Annotated in this window: 16 protein-coding genes; 14 read left to right on the forward strand and 2 right to left on the reverse strand. The window is 59.6% G+C overall.

Translation table 11 applies throughout. From position 1 onward, the window contains the following. Together ACR0P8_RS01975 and ACR0P8_RS01980 are read right to left on the reverse strand one after the other, a co-directional pair. The coding region (locus ACR0P8_RS01975; RefSeq protein WP_432623160.1) for a TCP-1/cpn60 chaperonin family protein at positions 1-711 on the reverse strand (711 nt) is incomplete at its 3' end. Between the two features lie 272 nt (positions 712-983). After that, complete coding sequence (locus ACR0P8_RS01980) at positions 984-1,634, reverse strand: LytR C-terminal domain-containing protein (RefSeq protein WP_432623162.1); 651 nt, start codon at positions 1,632-1,634, stop codon at positions 984-986. Positions 1,635-1,790: 156 nt separating this feature from the next. Here ACR0P8_RS01980 and ACR0P8_RS01985 point away from each other — a divergent pair, with 156 nt between their 5' ends. From ACR0P8_RS01985 to ACR0P8_RS02050, 14 genes are all read left to right on the forward strand, one after another. After that, complete coding sequence (locus ACR0P8_RS01985; RefSeq protein ID WP_432623164.1) at positions 1,791-2,495, forward strand: uracil-DNA glycosylase; 705 nt, start codon at positions 1,791-1,793, stop codon at positions 2,493-2,495. An 18-nt stretch (positions 2,496-2,513) separates the two neighbouring features. After that, on the forward strand, positions 2,514-3,581 hold the full coding sequence (locus ACR0P8_RS01990) for an AAA family ATPase (RefSeq protein WP_432623166.1): 1,068 nt from the start codon (positions 2,514-2,516) through the stop codon (positions 3,579-3,581). Next, entirely contained in the window at positions 3,578-4,531 is a 954-nt protein-coding gene (locus tag ACR0P8_RS01995; RefSeq protein ID WP_432623168.1) for a DUF58 domain-containing protein, read from the forward strand. The genes ACR0P8_RS01990 and ACR0P8_RS01995 overlap by 4 nt, the downstream gene beginning before the upstream one ends. Next, on the forward strand, positions 4,528-5,049 hold the full coding sequence (locus tag ACR0P8_RS02000) for a hypothetical protein (protein ID WP_432623170.1): 522 nt from the start codon (positions 4,528-4,530) through the stop codon (positions 5,047-5,049). The genes ACR0P8_RS01995 and ACR0P8_RS02000 overlap by 4 nt, the downstream gene beginning before the upstream one ends. Beyond that, positions 5,049-6,113, forward strand: a complete 1,065-nt coding sequence (locus tag ACR0P8_RS02005) for a VWA domain-containing protein (protein ID WP_432623172.1) — start codon at positions 5,049-5,051, stop codon at positions 6,111-6,113. Before ACR0P8_RS02000 ends, ACR0P8_RS02005 begins: the two co-directional genes overlap by 1 nt. Further along, on the forward strand, positions 6,110-7,129 hold the full coding sequence (locus ACR0P8_RS02010; protein ID WP_432623174.1) for a VWA domain-containing protein: 1,020 nt from the start codon (positions 6,110-6,112) through the stop codon (positions 7,127-7,129). The genes ACR0P8_RS02005 and ACR0P8_RS02010 overlap by 4 nt, the downstream gene beginning before the upstream one ends. After that, positions 7,126-7,695 carry a DUF6466 family protein gene (locus tag ACR0P8_RS02015; RefSeq protein WP_432623176.1) on the forward strand — a complete coding sequence of 190 codons (570 nt, stop codon included), beginning with the start codon at positions 7,126-7,128 and terminating at the stop codon, positions 7,693-7,695. Before ACR0P8_RS02010 ends, ACR0P8_RS02015 begins: the two co-directional genes overlap by 4 nt. A 263-nt stretch (positions 7,696-7,958) precedes the next feature. After that, complete coding sequence (locus tag ACR0P8_RS02020; RefSeq protein ID WP_432623178.1) at positions 7,959-8,174, forward strand: hypothetical protein; 216 nt, start codon at positions 7,959-7,961, stop codon at positions 8,172-8,174. After that, a complete protein-coding gene (locus tag ACR0P8_RS02025; protein WP_432623180.1) occupies positions 8,171-9,730 on the forward strand; it encodes an alpha/beta hydrolase in 1,560 nt (519 codons plus the stop codon). Before ACR0P8_RS02020 ends, ACR0P8_RS02025 begins: the two co-directional genes overlap by 4 nt. 39 nt (positions 9,731-9,769) lie before the next feature. Beyond that, the gene (gene purB, locus ACR0P8_RS02030) at positions 9,770-11,212 is read left to right on the forward strand and encodes an adenylosuccinate lyase (RefSeq protein ID WP_432623182.1); all 1,443 of its coding nucleotides are present in this window, start codon (positions 9,770-9,772) and stop codon (positions 11,210-11,212) included. A gap of 45 nt (positions 11,213-11,257) precedes the next feature. After that, positions 11,258-13,771, forward strand: a complete 2,514-nt coding sequence (locus ACR0P8_RS02035) for a lysylphosphatidylglycerol synthase transmembrane domain-containing protein (RefSeq protein ID WP_432623184.1) — start codon at positions 11,258-11,260, stop codon at positions 13,769-13,771. Between the two features lie 155 nt (positions 13,772-13,926). After that, positions 13,927-14,208 (forward strand): HU family DNA-binding protein, encoded by a 282-nt coding sequence (locus tag ACR0P8_RS02040; RefSeq protein ID WP_003808664.1) that lies wholly within the window; start codon positions 13,927-13,929, stop codon positions 14,206-14,208. 144 nt (positions 14,209-14,352) lie between these two features. Next, complete coding sequence (locus ACR0P8_RS02045) at positions 14,353-14,709, forward strand: MarR family transcriptional regulator (RefSeq protein ID WP_432623188.1); 357 nt, start codon at positions 14,353-14,355, stop codon at positions 14,707-14,709. Beyond that, positions 14,706-15,506 (forward strand): dioxygenase, encoded by an 801-nt coding sequence (locus tag ACR0P8_RS02050; RefSeq protein WP_432623190.1) that lies wholly within the window; start codon positions 14,706-14,708, stop codon positions 15,504-15,506. The genes ACR0P8_RS02045 and ACR0P8_RS02050 overlap by 4 nt, the downstream gene beginning before the upstream one ends. The last annotated feature ends 22 nt before the right edge of the window (positions 15,507-15,528 follow it).

Consider the following 15,528-nt stretch of genomic DNA (forward strand, 5'->3'; position numbering starts at 1 on the left):
CAGTTCGGCGATGTGGACCACGTCCTGCTGGGAGGACAGCTTGCCGGAGGTCAGCAGGATGTACGGATCTTCGAGCACTGCGGTCTGGTCATCGGCGTTGGTCACGAAGTACGGGGCGATATAGCCCTTGTCGAAACGCATGCCCTCGGTGAAGTCCAGATCCAGGCCGAAGCGGTTGTTGTCCTCAACGGTCACGACGCCGTCCTGGCCGACCTTGTCCAGAGCCTCGGCGATCTTCTCGCCGACCTCGGGATCGGCGGCGGAGATCGTTGCGGTGGCAGCGATCTGGTCCTTGGTCTCAACATCCTTGGCGGCTGCGATAAGTTCCTTGACGATGGCATCGGAAGCCTTCTCGATGCCACGACGCAGCGCAATCGGGTTGGAACCGGCGGTGACGTTCTTCAAGCCCTCATGCACCAGGGATTGGGCCAGCACGGTCGCGGTGGTGGTGCCGTCGCCAGCGACGTCATCGGTCTTCTTGGCTACTTCCTTGACCAGTTCGGCGCCGATGCGCTCGTACGGATCGTCCAGATCGATTTCCTTGGCGATGGAGACGCCATCATTGGTGATGGTCGGAGCGCCATAAGTCTTGTCAAGCACCACGTTGCGGCCCTTGGGACCAAGGGTGACCTTGACGGTGTCAGCGAGCTTGTCGAGACCCGCGAGCATTCCCTGACGAGCTTCGTCGTCATATGCAATCATCTTTGCCATTGTTCCTCCACATATGGCTACACGGTACTGTTTCCACCTTCGGAGCGACAATCAGAACCAGCCGTCAGCTGCCGGTTATCACTCTCACTCGTCGAGTGCTAATTCGCAGATTAGCACTCTCAGGTCGAGAGTGCCAAACTCTACGCCGATCTTTGCGCTGTGAGCAAGATAGGAGCACCAATCAAATAACCGACAATCCTTGGAAGACCAAGGAAAACAAAAGAAGTCTCACCCCATCAGGGCGAGACTTCCGCAAAATCCCTACGGCGTTTTCAGTTCAGCAACACCACGACAATTGGAGTGGTCAAGGAGCTTGACTGCTCGACGTTGGCGATGTTCAGGGTCTGCGCGACATTCTCCGCGGTAGCCTTGTCGGCTTCGTTCTGATACCAGACCACGGTCTGGCTGGGGACATTGCCCGTCGGATTATCGGCGGTCACGCTGGTGTATCCGGCCTGCGTCAGGGCATCCGCCTTGCTTTTGGCATAACCGGTGATATTGGTGGCGTTCACCACACGAATCTGCGTGCCCAGATTCACGCTCTGGTTCGCTTCGGTATTCTGGTCGGAATCCGTGGCATCGCTCGACTGCCCATCAGACGAATCGTCGGCCTGTTCCTTGTTCTTGTCCGTATTCTTGTTCGCCGCCTCGGACTTGCTCTCAGACTTCTTGCCCGTGCTGGTGGAAGAGGTGGAGGAGCTTTCCTTGGCCGCCCAAGGCATTTTCAGGCTGCCGGCCTCTCCCGAGTAGATTCCCCAGAACAACAGGCCCGCAAGCAGGGACGCGACGACGACAATCACATACGGCATGGCTCGGGATGCCGCGGAACGCGCGCCACGATGCACGCCCATCGGCCCGGCCGGAGGATTGTCGAACATATCCTTGGCGTAGGATTCGTAGGTCTCCTTGCCCTGTTTAGCCATTTTCTGCAACCTCATTTCTTGCGTCTGTACCACCCAGTGTAACGACCCGTACAGTCAGTCCACAATCGATACGACCGATTCCATACCCCGCTCCCATATGTCGTTTCACGAAAATCGGCATGGCCGGCCGCACCGCCCGTCGTACAGTAGGACAATATGACCCATATCAAACCATTGAAAGAACTCGTGGAGCCCGGATGGGCGCAAGCCCTTGCCGACGTGGAGCCCCAAGTGCATCACATGGGCGATTTCCTGCGATCGGAGATCGCGGCGGGACGGCGATATCTTCCGGCAAGCAAGAACATTCTGCGGGCATTCACCATCCCGTTCGACAGCATCAAGGTGTTGATCGTAGGACAGGACCCCTACCCCACGCCGGGGCATCCGGTGGGATTGAGCTTCTGCGTGGCACCGGACGTCAAGCCCATTCCACGCAGCCTGGCGAACATCTATACGGAGCTGACCGACGATCTGGGCGTTCCCATGCCCGTCAACGGCGATCTGACGCCTTGGACACGGCAGGGTGTCATGCTGCTCAACAGATGCCTGACCGTCGAACCGGGCAAACCGGGCAGCCATCAGGGCAAAGGCTGGGAAGAAGTCACCGACGCGGCCATCAGCGCATTGAACAACCGCCGCGGCCCCGATGGCAACATCAAGCCTTTGGTCGCCATCCTGTGGGGACGCAAGGCCCAAACGCTGGAACCATTGCTGACCAACGCGTTCATCATCAAATCGCCGCATCCCAGTCCGATGTCCGCGCGATACGGCTTCTTCGGCTCCAAGCCTTTCTCCCGCGCCAACCAAGCGCTCATCGAAGCCGGGGAGACGCCTGTGAACTGGGCGCTCCCGTCAGCTTGACCCGGTAAGGTAGCATTCATGGCTTTATTCCCTCCTAAAAAACCGATTCCGGTCCCAGCGCCCATCCCGATGCCGACGACCGCGCAACCAAACACCCTGTCGGCCGAAGACATCGCACGCGCCAGAAACATCGGATCGCAGATCCGCAGCCGTTTCGCACAGACCTTGGTCGGACAGGACAATCTTCGCGAGTCCCTGATCACCACCTTGGTGGCGGGAGGCCATATTCTCATCGAATCGGTTCCCGGACTGGCCAAGACCACCGCAGCCCAGACGCTGGCCACTTCCGTATCCGGCTCGTTCAAACGCGTGCAATGCACGCCCGATCTGATGCCTTCCGACCTGATCGGCACGCAGGTCTTCGATTTCGCCACACAGAAGTTCTCCACGCAGATCGGACCGATTCATGCCAACTTCGTGCTGCTGGACGAAATCAACCGATCCAACGCGAAAACCCAGTCCGCCATGCTGGAAGCCATGGCAGAAGGCGCCACCACCATCGGCGGACAACGAATCGCGCTGCCGAAGCCGTTCATGGTCATCGCCACGCAGAATCCCATCGAGGAGGAGGGCACTTTCAACCTTCCGGAAGCGCAGATGGACCGTTTCATGATGAAAGCCGTGCTTACCTATCCAACACCCCAAGAGGAACAGAGCATGCTCGCCATGCTCACCCATCGCGGCTATGACACCGTAGACCAGAACGCCCTGACCGGAACCCCCGTCTCCATCAGCGACGTCGAATTCCTGCGCTCCGCGGCCCGCCGCGTGCACGTGTCCGACGCGATCATGCAATACGTCGTAGATATCACGGCCACGTCCCGAGGAGCCGGCACCAAGCCGGTGCAGGGACTGTCCTCTCTGGTCCGTCTCGGCGCCTCGCCACGCGCGTCCATCGCACTGATTCGTATCGGACAGGCCAACGCCCTGCTGCAGGGACGCGATTACGTCGTTCCGGAGGACGTGAAGGCCTTCGCCCACGAAGTGCTGCGCCATCGTGTGCTGCTGACGTTCGAAGCGCTCGCCGATGGCGTCACCAGTGACCAGGTCGTGGATTCCATCGTCCAGGCGGTTCCCGTTCCATGATCGGCCAGACCCGTTCCGACGATCCGATCCGCAGGAAAATCGAAACGCTTGGAACCACGATGAGCCTGCCTACGGTGCGCAAGGCACTTGGCATTCTGGAAGGCGCGCATGCGTCGAGCAAGCGTTTCGGATCGGATGACGTCATGGACATCCATGCCTACGAGCCCGGTGACGAAGCCAAGCGCATCGATTGGAAAACCAGCGCCCGCGTGGGCCGTCCGATGGTGGTGCTGCGTGAACGCCCATCGACGTCGAAGGCTTGGCTTCTGCTCGACATCGGCCAGGAGATGACCGCCGCATGTCCGTCCGGGGAGCAGGCGTATCAAGTGGCGGCAAACGCGTTGTGCATGTTCGCCGCGCTCAGTCTGCGTCGTAGCGACGAGGTGTCCATCGTGTTCGGCGACAGTTCGGCCATAACCCGTGTGCCATTCAACGGCGGATTGGCGCAATTCGAACGGACTCTGGACACCGCGCTACAACGCGTTTGGAACAAACCCCGCAATATCGACGCGTTGTTGGAGTACGCACGGAGCATCCGCGACAGAGATGCGCTGATCGTGCTCGCCACTGAGGAGCATGCACTGGAGGAACGCCATCTGCACGATATCAAAGCCATCGCAAGAACCCACCCGATGGTGCTTATCGACGTGGCCACCATCAATCCCTTCGACACCGGCCACGCCGAATCGGTGGTCGATGGCCGGAACGGACGACGTGTCCCCGCTTTCCTGCGCAACGCGCGGACAGCAGGACAGGTACGCACGCATCGCGAATATCTTGCGGCAGCCATCAGGCATGAGCTGAACCGCTGCGGCTCGACGGTCATCCGTTCCGATTCCAGCGAACGCATGTTCCATGAATTCGTGCATATGGTTTCCGTCTCCGTGGCACGGTCCACGCGCTATCAGCCGGGTATCCCATCCACGTCGAATCCTGGAGGCAAGGCATGACGTTTCTCCTTGCCGAAGGCGATCTCACCATCAGAGGACAGATTCATTTCGAAAACGGCCTGGTCGCCGCCATCGTGGCCTGTCTACTGGGCATCGTCATCCTAATCACGCTTACGGTGTGGCTGTCCAAGCCGAGTTCGAGACCACCCAGAAGCGACGATCACGGGCGTCACGCACCTGCCGAAAAATCCGTATGGCACCAGCGCATCGAGGATATCGTCTCGCGTCACGCCTCCGGCAAGTTGGAGCGTGAGGAGGCCTTCGCGCTGCTGGCGGCGACGGTCAGGGATTTCGTGTCCTCTGCGACCGGAACGGATATGAGCAACCGGACACTCACCGATATCGAAGCGATGCCGCGGACCACCGGCAACCAACAGAATCTCACGTTGCTCAGGCAGACCATCGAGGCGTTCTATCCTCCGGAATTCGCGGACGCCGAGCATAACCGCATCGCCAAGGACGCCACCGTCGAGCAAGCCGGCGAATGGGTGGCCCATCTTGTGGAAAGGTGGCGGTAATGCAACTGACATGGCAATGGCCCTGGGCCGCTTTGGCCGGCATCATAGTGTCGATCGCCATCGTCGCAGTCATGCTGGCATGCGCGTCACGACGTAAAGACGACGATGACCACGCCCGCACTTTCAGCCTGGATGACGATCTCAATACTGAATCAGCATCGAGGCTTTTCCGGCAATGGCGGACTCTGTCCCGGCTGGCGGCAGCCATGCTGGCTATCGCGCTGATGCTCGCCATCGCGCTGACGGCACGCCCCGGCACCGTCGACGAAAGCGAGGAAAAGGCAGCGAGCCGCGACATCGTGCTGTGCCTGGACGTCTCCGGCTCGACGCTTCCCTACGACCGCGAGGTCATCGACACCTATCGCAAGCTCGTGGACAATTTCAAAGGCGAACGCATCGGACTGAGCATCTTCAATTCGACGTCACGCACCGTCTTCCCGCTGACCGACGATTACGAGCTGGTATCCAAACAACTCGACAAGGCGAGCAGCATCCTCAAAGGCGTCGAATCGCAAGACGATATCGACAAAATGAAGGAAAGCGACTATCAGGCGCTTTCCGATTGGCTGGAGGGCACGCAGAACCGCAAGGAATCCACCTCGCTGATCGGCGACGGCGTGGTAAGCTGCGCGGCCATGCTTCCCGGATTCGCATACGGAAACGCCACTGCCACGAACACCGACCGTCAACGCGCGGCATCGATTGTGCTCGCCACCGACAACGTCGTTTCCGGAAAGCCGACGTACACGCTCACCGAAGCGCTGGATCTGACCCGTCAGGCGAGAATCTCCGTGGATGGACTGTTCTCCGGACCGAAACAAAGCGAGTCCGACCAGACCACCAAGGATTTCAGATCCGCCATCGAGACACGCCACGGAGTGTTTCTCACCCAATCGGACGGCGCATCAGTCTCCTCGCTGGTCAAGGAGATCGAATCACGCAGAAACCATGAAAGCCAGGCGAAGAACAAGGCCGCGATAACGGACGCTCCGGGATGGTGGACGCTCGCATTGGCCATTGTTCTGGTGATCTGGCTGGCATTGACTTGGAGGTTGAGACGATGAACCATCTGACGCTCTCCCCTGCTTTGGGATGGCCGGTCGGCACCGCCATCGCCCTGGTCATGCTGGCATGCGCCGTCACGCAGATCGTGTTGCACGTCCGGCGTCGCGCGGATAGCGACGAGACCGTCTGGGCATGCGTCCGCCGCGTGCTCTTATGCGTACTCGTCTCCATCATGGCGCTGACGCCCAGCATGGTGTCCGAAACGAACAGCCGGGCGGTGAACGCCACCGATGTGGTGGTGGCCGTCGACGTGACCGGATCCATGGCGGTCAAAGACGCGCGATATGGATCCGACGAACAGATCAGCCGCCTTGACGCAGCCAAACAGGCGGTGAAGGACATCACTGGCCTTTACCCGAATTCCAGCTTCGCCGCCTTGCGGTTCGGGGCTTCCAGCACATTGGACGTGCCACTGACCCCGGATTCGAACGCGATTGGCAACTGGGCGGATACGCTCGCTCCAGAGGCGACCTCCGTGTCCGCGGGGTCGACGCTGGATGTTCCGATCGACCGGCTGCTGCTGACATGCAAATCCATCCACGAGCAGCATCCGGATGACGCGATCGTGCTGTACCTGATTTCCGACGGCGAGCAGACCTCTGCGAAGGCGCGACGTACGTTCTCTTCGCTGCGGCGATACCTGTCCGACGCGTTCACCGTAGCCGTGGGCAGCGAACAGGGAGGCAATGTCCCATTGTCTGTGGACGGTGCCAGTGACACTGACGACCAATGGGTGACCGACCCAGATACCGGGCAGCCTGGCGTGTCGCGCATGAACACGGAGGAGATGAAAACCATCGCCGATGAGATGAGCGGCACCGCGCTGGTGTTGGACAGCTCCCACACCATGCGGGATGGCGTGTCCAAGGAGGCGTCTGACAAGTGGCGTGTCACGCGCACGGACAAACGCCGTACCAGAACGGTGGCCGTCGTGTGGCCTTTGGCCATTGCGGTCGGCCTGCTGCTTGCCTGCGAGCTGGGGGCATGGATGACGCAATCAAGGAGGCTGCTGTGAGCGGAACACCGAAAAGGGCGCGCGCTTCGCTGACCATACGCATCGGACTGGTCGTTCTGGCCGCGCTGCTGGGCGCTGTCGCGTTGCTGTCCGTGGTCAATCTCGCCGCCAACGGCAATTACAACCATGCCACGCGGTCTTTGCAGGAGAACATCAAAACCAGCAAACAAGACAATGTCGATTGGGACAAACTGCGCGTCCGGCAACAGCAGACTGACGCCCAATTCGACGATGCCGGCGAGATGCGGGCGTTGCTGCTGCCCCGATTGCGTGAATCGATCGACCATAACAGCCGCATCTCCAACCAACTCACCAAATCCATCATCGAAAAAACCAAAACGGACAAGGACGATCAATCCAACTCCGATACGGATGCCGACGCACGGCGGACGGACGGCTCGGAGTCGAAGAAAGACACCAAACTCACCGACGCGCAACGCGAAAAAGTGGACGAGTTGCTGAAACAAAACGCCCAATCCACGCAATCCGACTCGGACGCGAATGACGCCGGTTCCGCCGCGAAACAGAACACGAACAAGTCATCATCACAGACCAAACCCTGGTGAGAGGGATGCCACAGCCAAAGTTATCCACCATGCCGTCGGCATACGTTCGCTGATTTTCCAACGACGACACGCCGACGGTATGCATTTCCGACATTCTCCGACCACAGGCAGCGCACACGTGGCGACAATGACGCGGGGCATGTTCCAATGGCGTCATGAACATTCCAAACACATCCTTATCAAACGTATTTCCGGAAAGCGGAATATCGCATGCCCCGGCATCGCAGCCAGGAGCTCCATGCCGATGCCGCATCGGAGTCCAGATGGCCCAAACGTTGATCAACGCCGGACTCACCGCCGCGTTGCGCCGTCTTGACGAAATCGACGTCTCAGCGGCATCCGGCCGACTGCCCGATTGGACGGGAGAGGCAGCAGAAGCATACCGTGACCGCCTCAACCGCATCGCCAGGCAATCAGCGCTGTTGCGTGATGGCATACTTGCCACCTCGCGTCTCCTATGGTCGGAGGGTGTGGCATGAACCAGCAGGTAACAGCCAGAATCATCGGCGGGAAGAAGCTCTCCACCGCCGAATACAGGGAATATCTCAACACTGCACGGAACCTGAGCGATGGAGCGCGCAAACTCGGCATCTCCCAAAAGGAGTTCGCCGCCATGAGCGTGGAGCTCAAGGCACACCCTTATATAGCGCCGTTCCTGGGAACGCTATACGGCGGAGGAATGCTGTGCATGGCGTCGGACCACGTCAATCTGCCGTACCGGCATCTGCTCGAACGATGCGAGGACCATGCGCGAGCGCTTCAAGCCATGGCTTCTCAGCTCACCGAATTATCGGAAGCCATCATCCGAGCCCAATCACTCTACGAACGCGCCGAGGAGATCAGCAGGCGAAGCATGAACAACGCGTTGCGCTCGATTTTCCTGTCCGCTCCCCAAGCCGCCGGCGTAGCCTTGGGGCTCAGCGCGCTGAAAGGTGCGAAAACCAGTTTCGCCAAGGAGGGAAAACTCAACTGGTGCTATCTCGTGGAATCCACCGCGTGGATGCAGGAACCGTTCGTAAGCGCCATCGGGCTCCATGCGGACAGGCTCAACATCCCCGAACGGCCCAAGGATCTCAAATCCACACTGGAACTGATCACCAGCCGGATGTTCCCTCTTGCCGACGTCAAATCCTTCGACCAGGCCGATCACACGGGAAGATCGGTCAATCGAGGTCTCAGGCAAATCAACAGGCTGCTCATACCGTATTATGACGCGACCCATGGGGACAGCCTTACGGTGACCCGGGTCTACCCGAAAACCGATGTGGTCACGGGCGGCAAAAGCACGAAGGACGCCATAGCGGACCAACGCCGACTGTCGGAGGGCCCATTGAACGGCGATCGCGAAAGCGGATTGGAGTACGGAACCATCGCGATATGCAAGTACCTCAAGGCCGACGGAACATACGCATGGCGAATCACCATTCCCGGAACGGATGGCAACCATGACTCCCCCATGGACTGGTACACCAATTTCGAGCTGATGAGCGCGGACGAACAGCAACGCGGAGCCGCGGAAAGCCTCCGCTTCCTTCGAGAGGCCATGGAACAGGCCGGCATCCAGCCGGATGAACCCGTGGAGCTTGTAGGACATTCGCAGGGCGGCATCATCGCGGCCGCCGCCGCGGCCGATATGCAGGACGAATACGACATCCAGCACATCGCCACATTCGGATCTCCCATCGCGAATTTCGACATTCCGGAGAAAACCATGGTCACCGCCATCGAAATGGACAACGAAGGCATCGCGGCCCTCGACGGAGCGGCCAATCCCAATACCGAGAATTGGCTCACCATACGGGGCTCGGTCCATGAGGAGAGCGGGACGCCACAGGGCATCCTTTCGGGGGCCGAGGTCGAGGATTCCTCCGGGGAGAGGAAATCGACGCATTACCTGAAATACCATGAATCGGGATACCGATACGCCTATGGCACGGGGAACAAGGCCGTTCTGGACCACGACAGGCATTTTCAGGACGTTGTGGACGGTGAGCTCCAGGAAACCCAGTATTATCAGGGGCGGATCGGCAAATGACGATCCCAATGGTTCACGGCTAAACGTATGCTGTTGCCTATGAAGCTTACTGATATCTCCCCCGCAATCGCACTGACCCCTCTTGACGGCCGCTACCACAAGCAGACCGCTCCCCTTGTCGAATACATGAGCGAGCCGGCGTTGAACCGCGAGCGCATGCGCGTCGAAGTCGAATGGATGATTCTGCTCGCCAATGGCTTCGATGGGAACGGCAACCAGACCATCGTTCCGGGCGTCAAGCCGCTCACCGACGAGGAGCAGGCGTATCTGCGTTCCATTCCGGAGAATTTCGGGGCGGAAGGCATCGCGCGGCATGCCGAGTATGAGGCCACGACCCACCATGATGTGAAGGCCGTGGAATACTACATCGACGACCAGCTGGAGAAGGCCGGCGACGTGCTGGGACACGACACCCAGCTGACCGGTCTGAAGACCCTCGTGCATTTCGCCTGCACTTCGGAGGACATCAACAACCTGTCTATCGCCCGTTGCGTGAAGAACGGCGTGGAGAACGTGTGGCTGCCCGCGGCACAGGCCATCGTCGACCATCTGGCCGAGAAGGCCGACGCATACCGAGGCAAGGCCATGCTGTCGCTGACCCATGGCCAGCCAGCCACGCCGACCACTTTGGGCAAGGAGCTCGCGGTCTACGTGTACCGTCTGAACCGCCAACTCAACAAGATCAAGGCGCAGGAGTACCTCGGCAAGATCAATGGCGCCACCGGCACGTTCGGCGCGCACCTGGCCGCCTGCCCCGACGTCGATTGGGTGGCCGTCTCACGCGAGTTCGTCACCAATCGCATGGGATTGACTTGGAATCCGCTGACCACGCAGATCGAATCACATGACTGGCAGGCCGAGTTGTACGGCACCATCAGCCATACCAACCGTATTCTGCACAACCTGTGCGTGGACGTGTGGATGTATATCTCACGTGGCGTGTTCGCACAGGTGCCGGTCAAGGGCGCGACCGGCTCCTCCACCATGCCGCACAAGGTCAACCCGATCCGCTTCGAGAACGCCGAGGCCAATTTCGAAATCTCCTGCTCGCTGCTGGACACCCTGTCGGCGACATTGGTGGAATCCCGTTGGCAGCGCGATCTGACCGACTCCACGACCCAGCGCAACATCGGCTCCGCTCTGGGCTATTCGCTGCTGGCGCTGAACAACCTGATGGGAGGTCTGAACTCCATCCATCCGAACGACATCGCCATCCAGGCCGAGCTTGATTCCAATTGGGAGGTGCTTGGCGAGCCGATCCAGACAGCCATGCGCGCCTGCGAGCTAGCCGGTCTGCCGGGAATGGACAAACCGTATGAGAAGGTCAAGGAGCTTATGCGCGGCCATGAGATCTCCAAGGAGGACGTCGAACGCTTCATCGACCAGCAGTCCTTCGATGAGGCGACTGCGACTCGTCTCAAGGCGCTGACTCCGGCCACGTACACGGGAGCGGCCGACAGGTTGGTCGATTTCGACCGCTGAGCGACGGAAGTCGTCGCATGATACGCCATCGGACGCATATCGCCGATGGCGTATCATCGAAAGCGACGATGGACGGCACCACACAACGCATCTCGTCCACGCCTCCACAAAGCCAGGTCAACAGTGTCCAACGTCTCCCCGAATAGCAAGCACGAACCCCGTATCGACGACACCCCCCCGAAACGGAACCGCGATTTCGCCGATCTGCTCCACGCGCTTCTCGCGCTGCTCGTCGGCGTGGCGGTGATTCTGTTCTCCATTTATCTGCACGGCACCGCCTCCGGCGTGCAGTCCGACGTACGTTCCGCCGGCCATGCCATCAGCTGGCTTATGGACGTGCCGACGTCGTTGCTGCAGCAGCTTGCCATCGTCTTCATCACCGTCAGTGTGCTTATCCAACTGCTTGTGGCCAGGGAATGGCTGCAGAGCGTGGTTTCCATACTCGCGCTGATTCTTGGTTTCGCCACCATATGGGGAGTGTCGGCGCTCATCAGCGGTTCTGGAAACGTCACGCTGATTTGGGCGCTGCTGTCCAACGGCACGGCCGTAGGCATCGGGCTACTACCCGACTTCTATGCCGCGATGGCGGCTTTCCTGACCGTCGCAGGCCCTCGCCGCACCCGCTCCGGCGCCAAGTGGGGATGGAACGTCCTTTACACTGTCGCCGTGTTGTTCGTGGTGCTGTCATGGAACTCGCTGTCCGGAGTATTGGTGTCCTTCGCCGTGGGACGCACATTGGGAATGCTGATTCGTTTCATGCTGGGCACCCAGACCAACGGCGCATGGGGCAATCAGGTGGTCCAGGCGTTGCGTGCCATCGGCATCGATGTCGTCTCGCTGTCCCGTCGTTACAGCAATGGTGTCGAATCGGGCGTGCTGAAGACGACACTCGACGACGACCTGACCGAGAATTCACGCATTTACGACGCAAGCGACTCCGATGGAATCCAATACACCGTCTCCGTGCTGGACAATCAGGCGCATACGCCCGGTTACCTCAACCAGCTCTGGCAGTGGGTCAGACTTACCGGAGTCTCGATGCGCCGCGATCGTTCCTCGTTCGACACCATCCACCATCATTACGCGATGATCCTCGGTTTGGCAAATGCCGGCCTGTCCACGCCGACCGTCTATGGCGTAAGCGACACAGCGGAATCGTCCATCCTTGTGTTCCATCGTGACAACATGCCGTTGGAATGCAATCCGAACACCATGTCCGACCATGACATGGAAAGGTTCATGACGTATCTTTCCAAGGCCCATCGCCACGGTTTCACCCATCGACGCATCACTCCCGAAACGTTGTCCCGCATGGATGACGGACAGCCTGTGATCGCCGGATGGCAGAATGGCGATTATGGCAGCGCGCCTCCGAACTACGCACTGGACAAGGTGCAGCTTCTGGTTCTGCTCAGCGCGCTGAACGGCATCGACCGTGCGATTGCCTGCGCACGCAGAACATGGGGGGACGACCAGCTGATCGATTTGGCCCCGTTCATACAGAAGGCCGCGATTCCCGCGGCAACACGGGCGTTACCTACCTGCGACAGGTATATGCTCAACAGCCTTCGCTCGCGAATCGCGGCCCTCGCTCCGCAGGAGGTCGCCGACTCCATGGAAAAGGTCTCGCTTTCCCGATTCAGCCTCCGTTCTTTCGGCGCAATCGCGTTGCTGGTCATCGCCGTCTATGTGGTGTTCACGCAGATTCAGCCGGTCGAGATGATCAAAGCGGTCAGGGAGGCCAATATCCCCATGGCCGCGCTATGCGTGCTTTTCGGACTTGTGGCTTGGCTCGGATCCGCCATGACGCTGGGTGGTTTCATGGACCCCGACAAACGCAATTTGATAGGCCTTTACTGCTCCCAAATGGCTTCGGGCTTCACCGCAGTCTCCATGCCGGCCGGGGTAGGACCCGCGTTCGTCAATCTGCAGTTCCTACGCAAGAGCGGTTATCGCAGCACCACCGCAACCGCCATCATGAGCGCTGTATGGGCGGTGCAGGGCGGTACCACCGTCATATTGCTGTTGACGATCGGCATTTTCACCGGACGCAACACGTTGTCCGGAATGATTCCCACCAATACGCTGATTCTGGCGATCGCGATCGTCGCATTGGCGCTTTCCGCGGCCATGGCCATCCCTCCGATACGGCATATGGTCACGGAAAAGTACCTGCCTCTCGTCAAGTCGTATGCGCGCAGCCTCATCAACATACTGTCCCGTCCAAAGGAACTGGCCTTCGGCATAGCTGGCGCGCTGGTGCTCAATATCGCTACGGGATTGGGGTTCTGGATGGCGCTGATGGCTTTCGGCTGCCATACCAACCCGGTGGAGACCACATTCATCTTTCTACTGGCCAACACGCTTGGCTCGGCGGTACCGACACCGGGAGGCCTTGGCGCGGTCGAAGCGGCGCTTTCGGTGGCCTTCACCGCCGTGGGCATCCCCTCCACCATCGCCGTCTCCGCTACTCTCGTCTATCGAATCGCCTTCTACTGGCTGAGAATCCCAATGGGCGCGATAGCCATGAAATGGCTTGACCGGCACAATTTGATCTGACCAATACCCCCGTCAACACGATTTTTACCCCTAGAACAGGATCAATGGGCCTAAAACCCTTGGAAAATGGCATTTTTGGCACAACCGTGCGCTATTATTACAGTGAACGTGGATGTTCATAAGCGGAATATCCCCTGACTCAAGAAGGATGCTTTATGGCATACAACAAGTCTGATCTCGTCTCGAAGATCGCTCAGAAGTCCAACCTGACCAAGGCTCAGGCTGAAGCGGCAGTGAACGCTTTCCAGGACGTGTTCGTCGAGGCAATGCAGTCCGGCGAAGGCCTGAAGCTGACCGGTCTGTTCTCCGCTGAGCGCGTCAAGCGCGCGGCTCGTACCGGCCGCAACCCGCGCACCGGCGAGACCATCGAGATTCCGGCAACCTACGGTGTCCGCATTTCCGCCGGCTCCCTGCTGAAGAAGGCCGTCACCAAGTAGTCGCCGACCCACACAGGTCCAATGAAAAACCCCAGCCACAGATGGCTGGGGTTTTTCATTTCCCATCGGAGGCTCCGCGGTTCAGTTTCCTTCATACCGTGCGCTATGATATTAGACAGCATGACTAGATAGACAGGGGTTGCCATGGTCGACCAACGAAAGCGCATCATCGATGAAATCCACAAACTCAATATCCTGCTCCTTCATACCAAGCTCAAAGCCACACGCGCCCAAACCGTCTCAAGGGCGACCACTCGCGTACGGAACGTCGAGGCTGCCCGACGTGGAGCACCGCTCCAGCAGGTGCCGAAGGCACATGACGCCGACATCCATATGCTCGACTGTCTGAACGAGAACGAGCTTTCCACCCTCAGCGAACTGCTGCAGCGTATCATCGACAACACCGATACCAAAGTTCTGGATGAGGAAATCACCGAACGTCGCAAGGCGATTCATGAGTTCCTCATGCTGAACCATACGGACACGGAGGTGCGGGAATGAGTGCCGAACAGAAAACCGATGCCAATGCGGACGATCCGGATCTCATCCGCCTCAACAAGCGTTCGCTGTTCACTCCCAGCTCGTCAATCGCGGTGGAACAGCATTCGTCCGTGCCACACGTGTCACGCAGCACCTACGGCACCGCACGAGTCGAAGGAAGGCTCACATCCCCCAACGCCAGGGTTCCGGAGATCATAACCCAACGTTGCGGCGGCATTACCGTCAAGGGACATACGCTCAAATCATTCGCCTACACCACCGATGCGGTCATCATCCGCAACACCAACGCCAACGCCATACTCGCGGTGTATCCGTTCACCGGAGAACCTGTGATCACGCAGGCGCTGCTCACGGTGGCGCAAATGCCGTTGTTTGTCGGCGTGGGCGGTGGCACGACAACGGGTCCTCGCGTGGCGGAACTGGCCATGGTGGCCGAAATGCAGGGCGCGGCCGGCGTGGTCATCAACGCCCCGGCTCCGGCGGAAACCATCGAGACGACCATGTCGATGGTGGACATTCCCGTCATCGCCACCGTCACCGAGGATGACGAGATCACCGAATGCAAGATCCTTGCCGGCGCGGCCATCATCAATGTGGCGGCGGGCGCGAGGACCGCACAGGTCGTGGCCAGCATCCGAGCCCATCATCCGGAGATTCCGATTCTGGCATCCGGCGGCGGGCGCGAGGACCGCATCCTCGCCACCATCGAAGCCGGTGCCGACGCCATCACCTGGACGCCGCCGAGCGCTCAGCAGCTGCAATCGCAGATGATGGCCAAGTACAGAGGCGAAGCCTGAAATCAAATCCAGGCACGCCGAA

Source organism: Bifidobacterium sp. (assembly GCF_050874245.1).
Taxonomy (GTDB): Bacteria; Actinomycetota; Actinomycetes; order Actinomycetales; family Bifidobacteriaceae; genus Bifidobacterium.

Bases quoted from the DNA above. Each gene is read 5' to 3' on its own strand.
- ACR0P8_RS01980 (WP_432623162.1), bottom strand. From the start codon at position 1,634: ATGGCTAAACAGGGCAAGGAGACCTACGAATCCTACGCCAAGGATATG.
- ACR0P8_RS01985 (WP_432623164.1), top strand. From the start codon at position 1,791: ATGACCCATATCAAACCATTGAAAGAACTCGTGGAGCCCGGATGGGCG.
- ACR0P8_RS01990 (WP_432623166.1), top strand. From the start codon at position 2,514: ATGGCTTTATTCCCTCCTAAAAAACCGATTCCGGTCCCAGCGCCCATC.
- ACR0P8_RS01995 (WP_432623168.1), top strand. From the start codon at position 3,578: ATGATCGGCCAGACCCGTTCCGACGATCCGATCCGCAGGAAAATCGAA.
- ACR0P8_RS02000 (WP_432623170.1), top strand. From the start codon at position 4,528: ATGACGTTTCTCCTTGCCGAAGGCGATCTCACCATCAGAGGACAGATT.
- ACR0P8_RS02005 (WP_432623172.1), top strand. From the start codon at position 5,049: ATGCAACTGACATGGCAATGGCCCTGGGCCGCTTTGGCCGGCATCATA.
- ACR0P8_RS02010 (WP_432623174.1), top strand. From the start codon at position 6,110: ATGAACCATCTGACGCTCTCCCCTGCTTTGGGATGGCCGGTCGGCACC.
- ACR0P8_RS02020 (WP_432623178.1), top strand. From the start codon at position 7,959: ATGGCCCAAACGTTGATCAACGCCGGACTCACCGCCGCGTTGCGCCGT.
- ACR0P8_RS02025 (WP_432623180.1), top strand. From the start codon at position 8,171: ATGAACCAGCAGGTAACAGCCAGAATCATCGGCGGGAAGAAGCTCTCC.
- purB (WP_432623182.1), top strand. From the start codon at position 9,770: ATGAAGCTTACTGATATCTCCCCCGCAATCGCACTGACCCCTCTTGAC.
- ACR0P8_RS02035 (WP_432623184.1), top strand. From the start codon at position 11,258: ATGGCGTATCATCGAAAGCGACGATGGACGGCACCACACAACGCATCT.
- ACR0P8_RS02040 (WP_003808664.1), top strand. From the start codon at position 13,927: ATGGCATACAACAAGTCTGATCTCGTCTCGAAGATCGCTCAGAAGTCC.
- ACR0P8_RS02045 (WP_432623188.1), top strand. From the start codon at position 14,353: ATGGTCGACCAACGAAAGCGCATCATCGATGAAATCCACAAACTCAAT.
- ACR0P8_RS02050 (WP_432623190.1), top strand. From the start codon at position 14,706: ATGAGTGCCGAACAGAAAACCGATGCCAATGCGGACGATCCGGATCTC.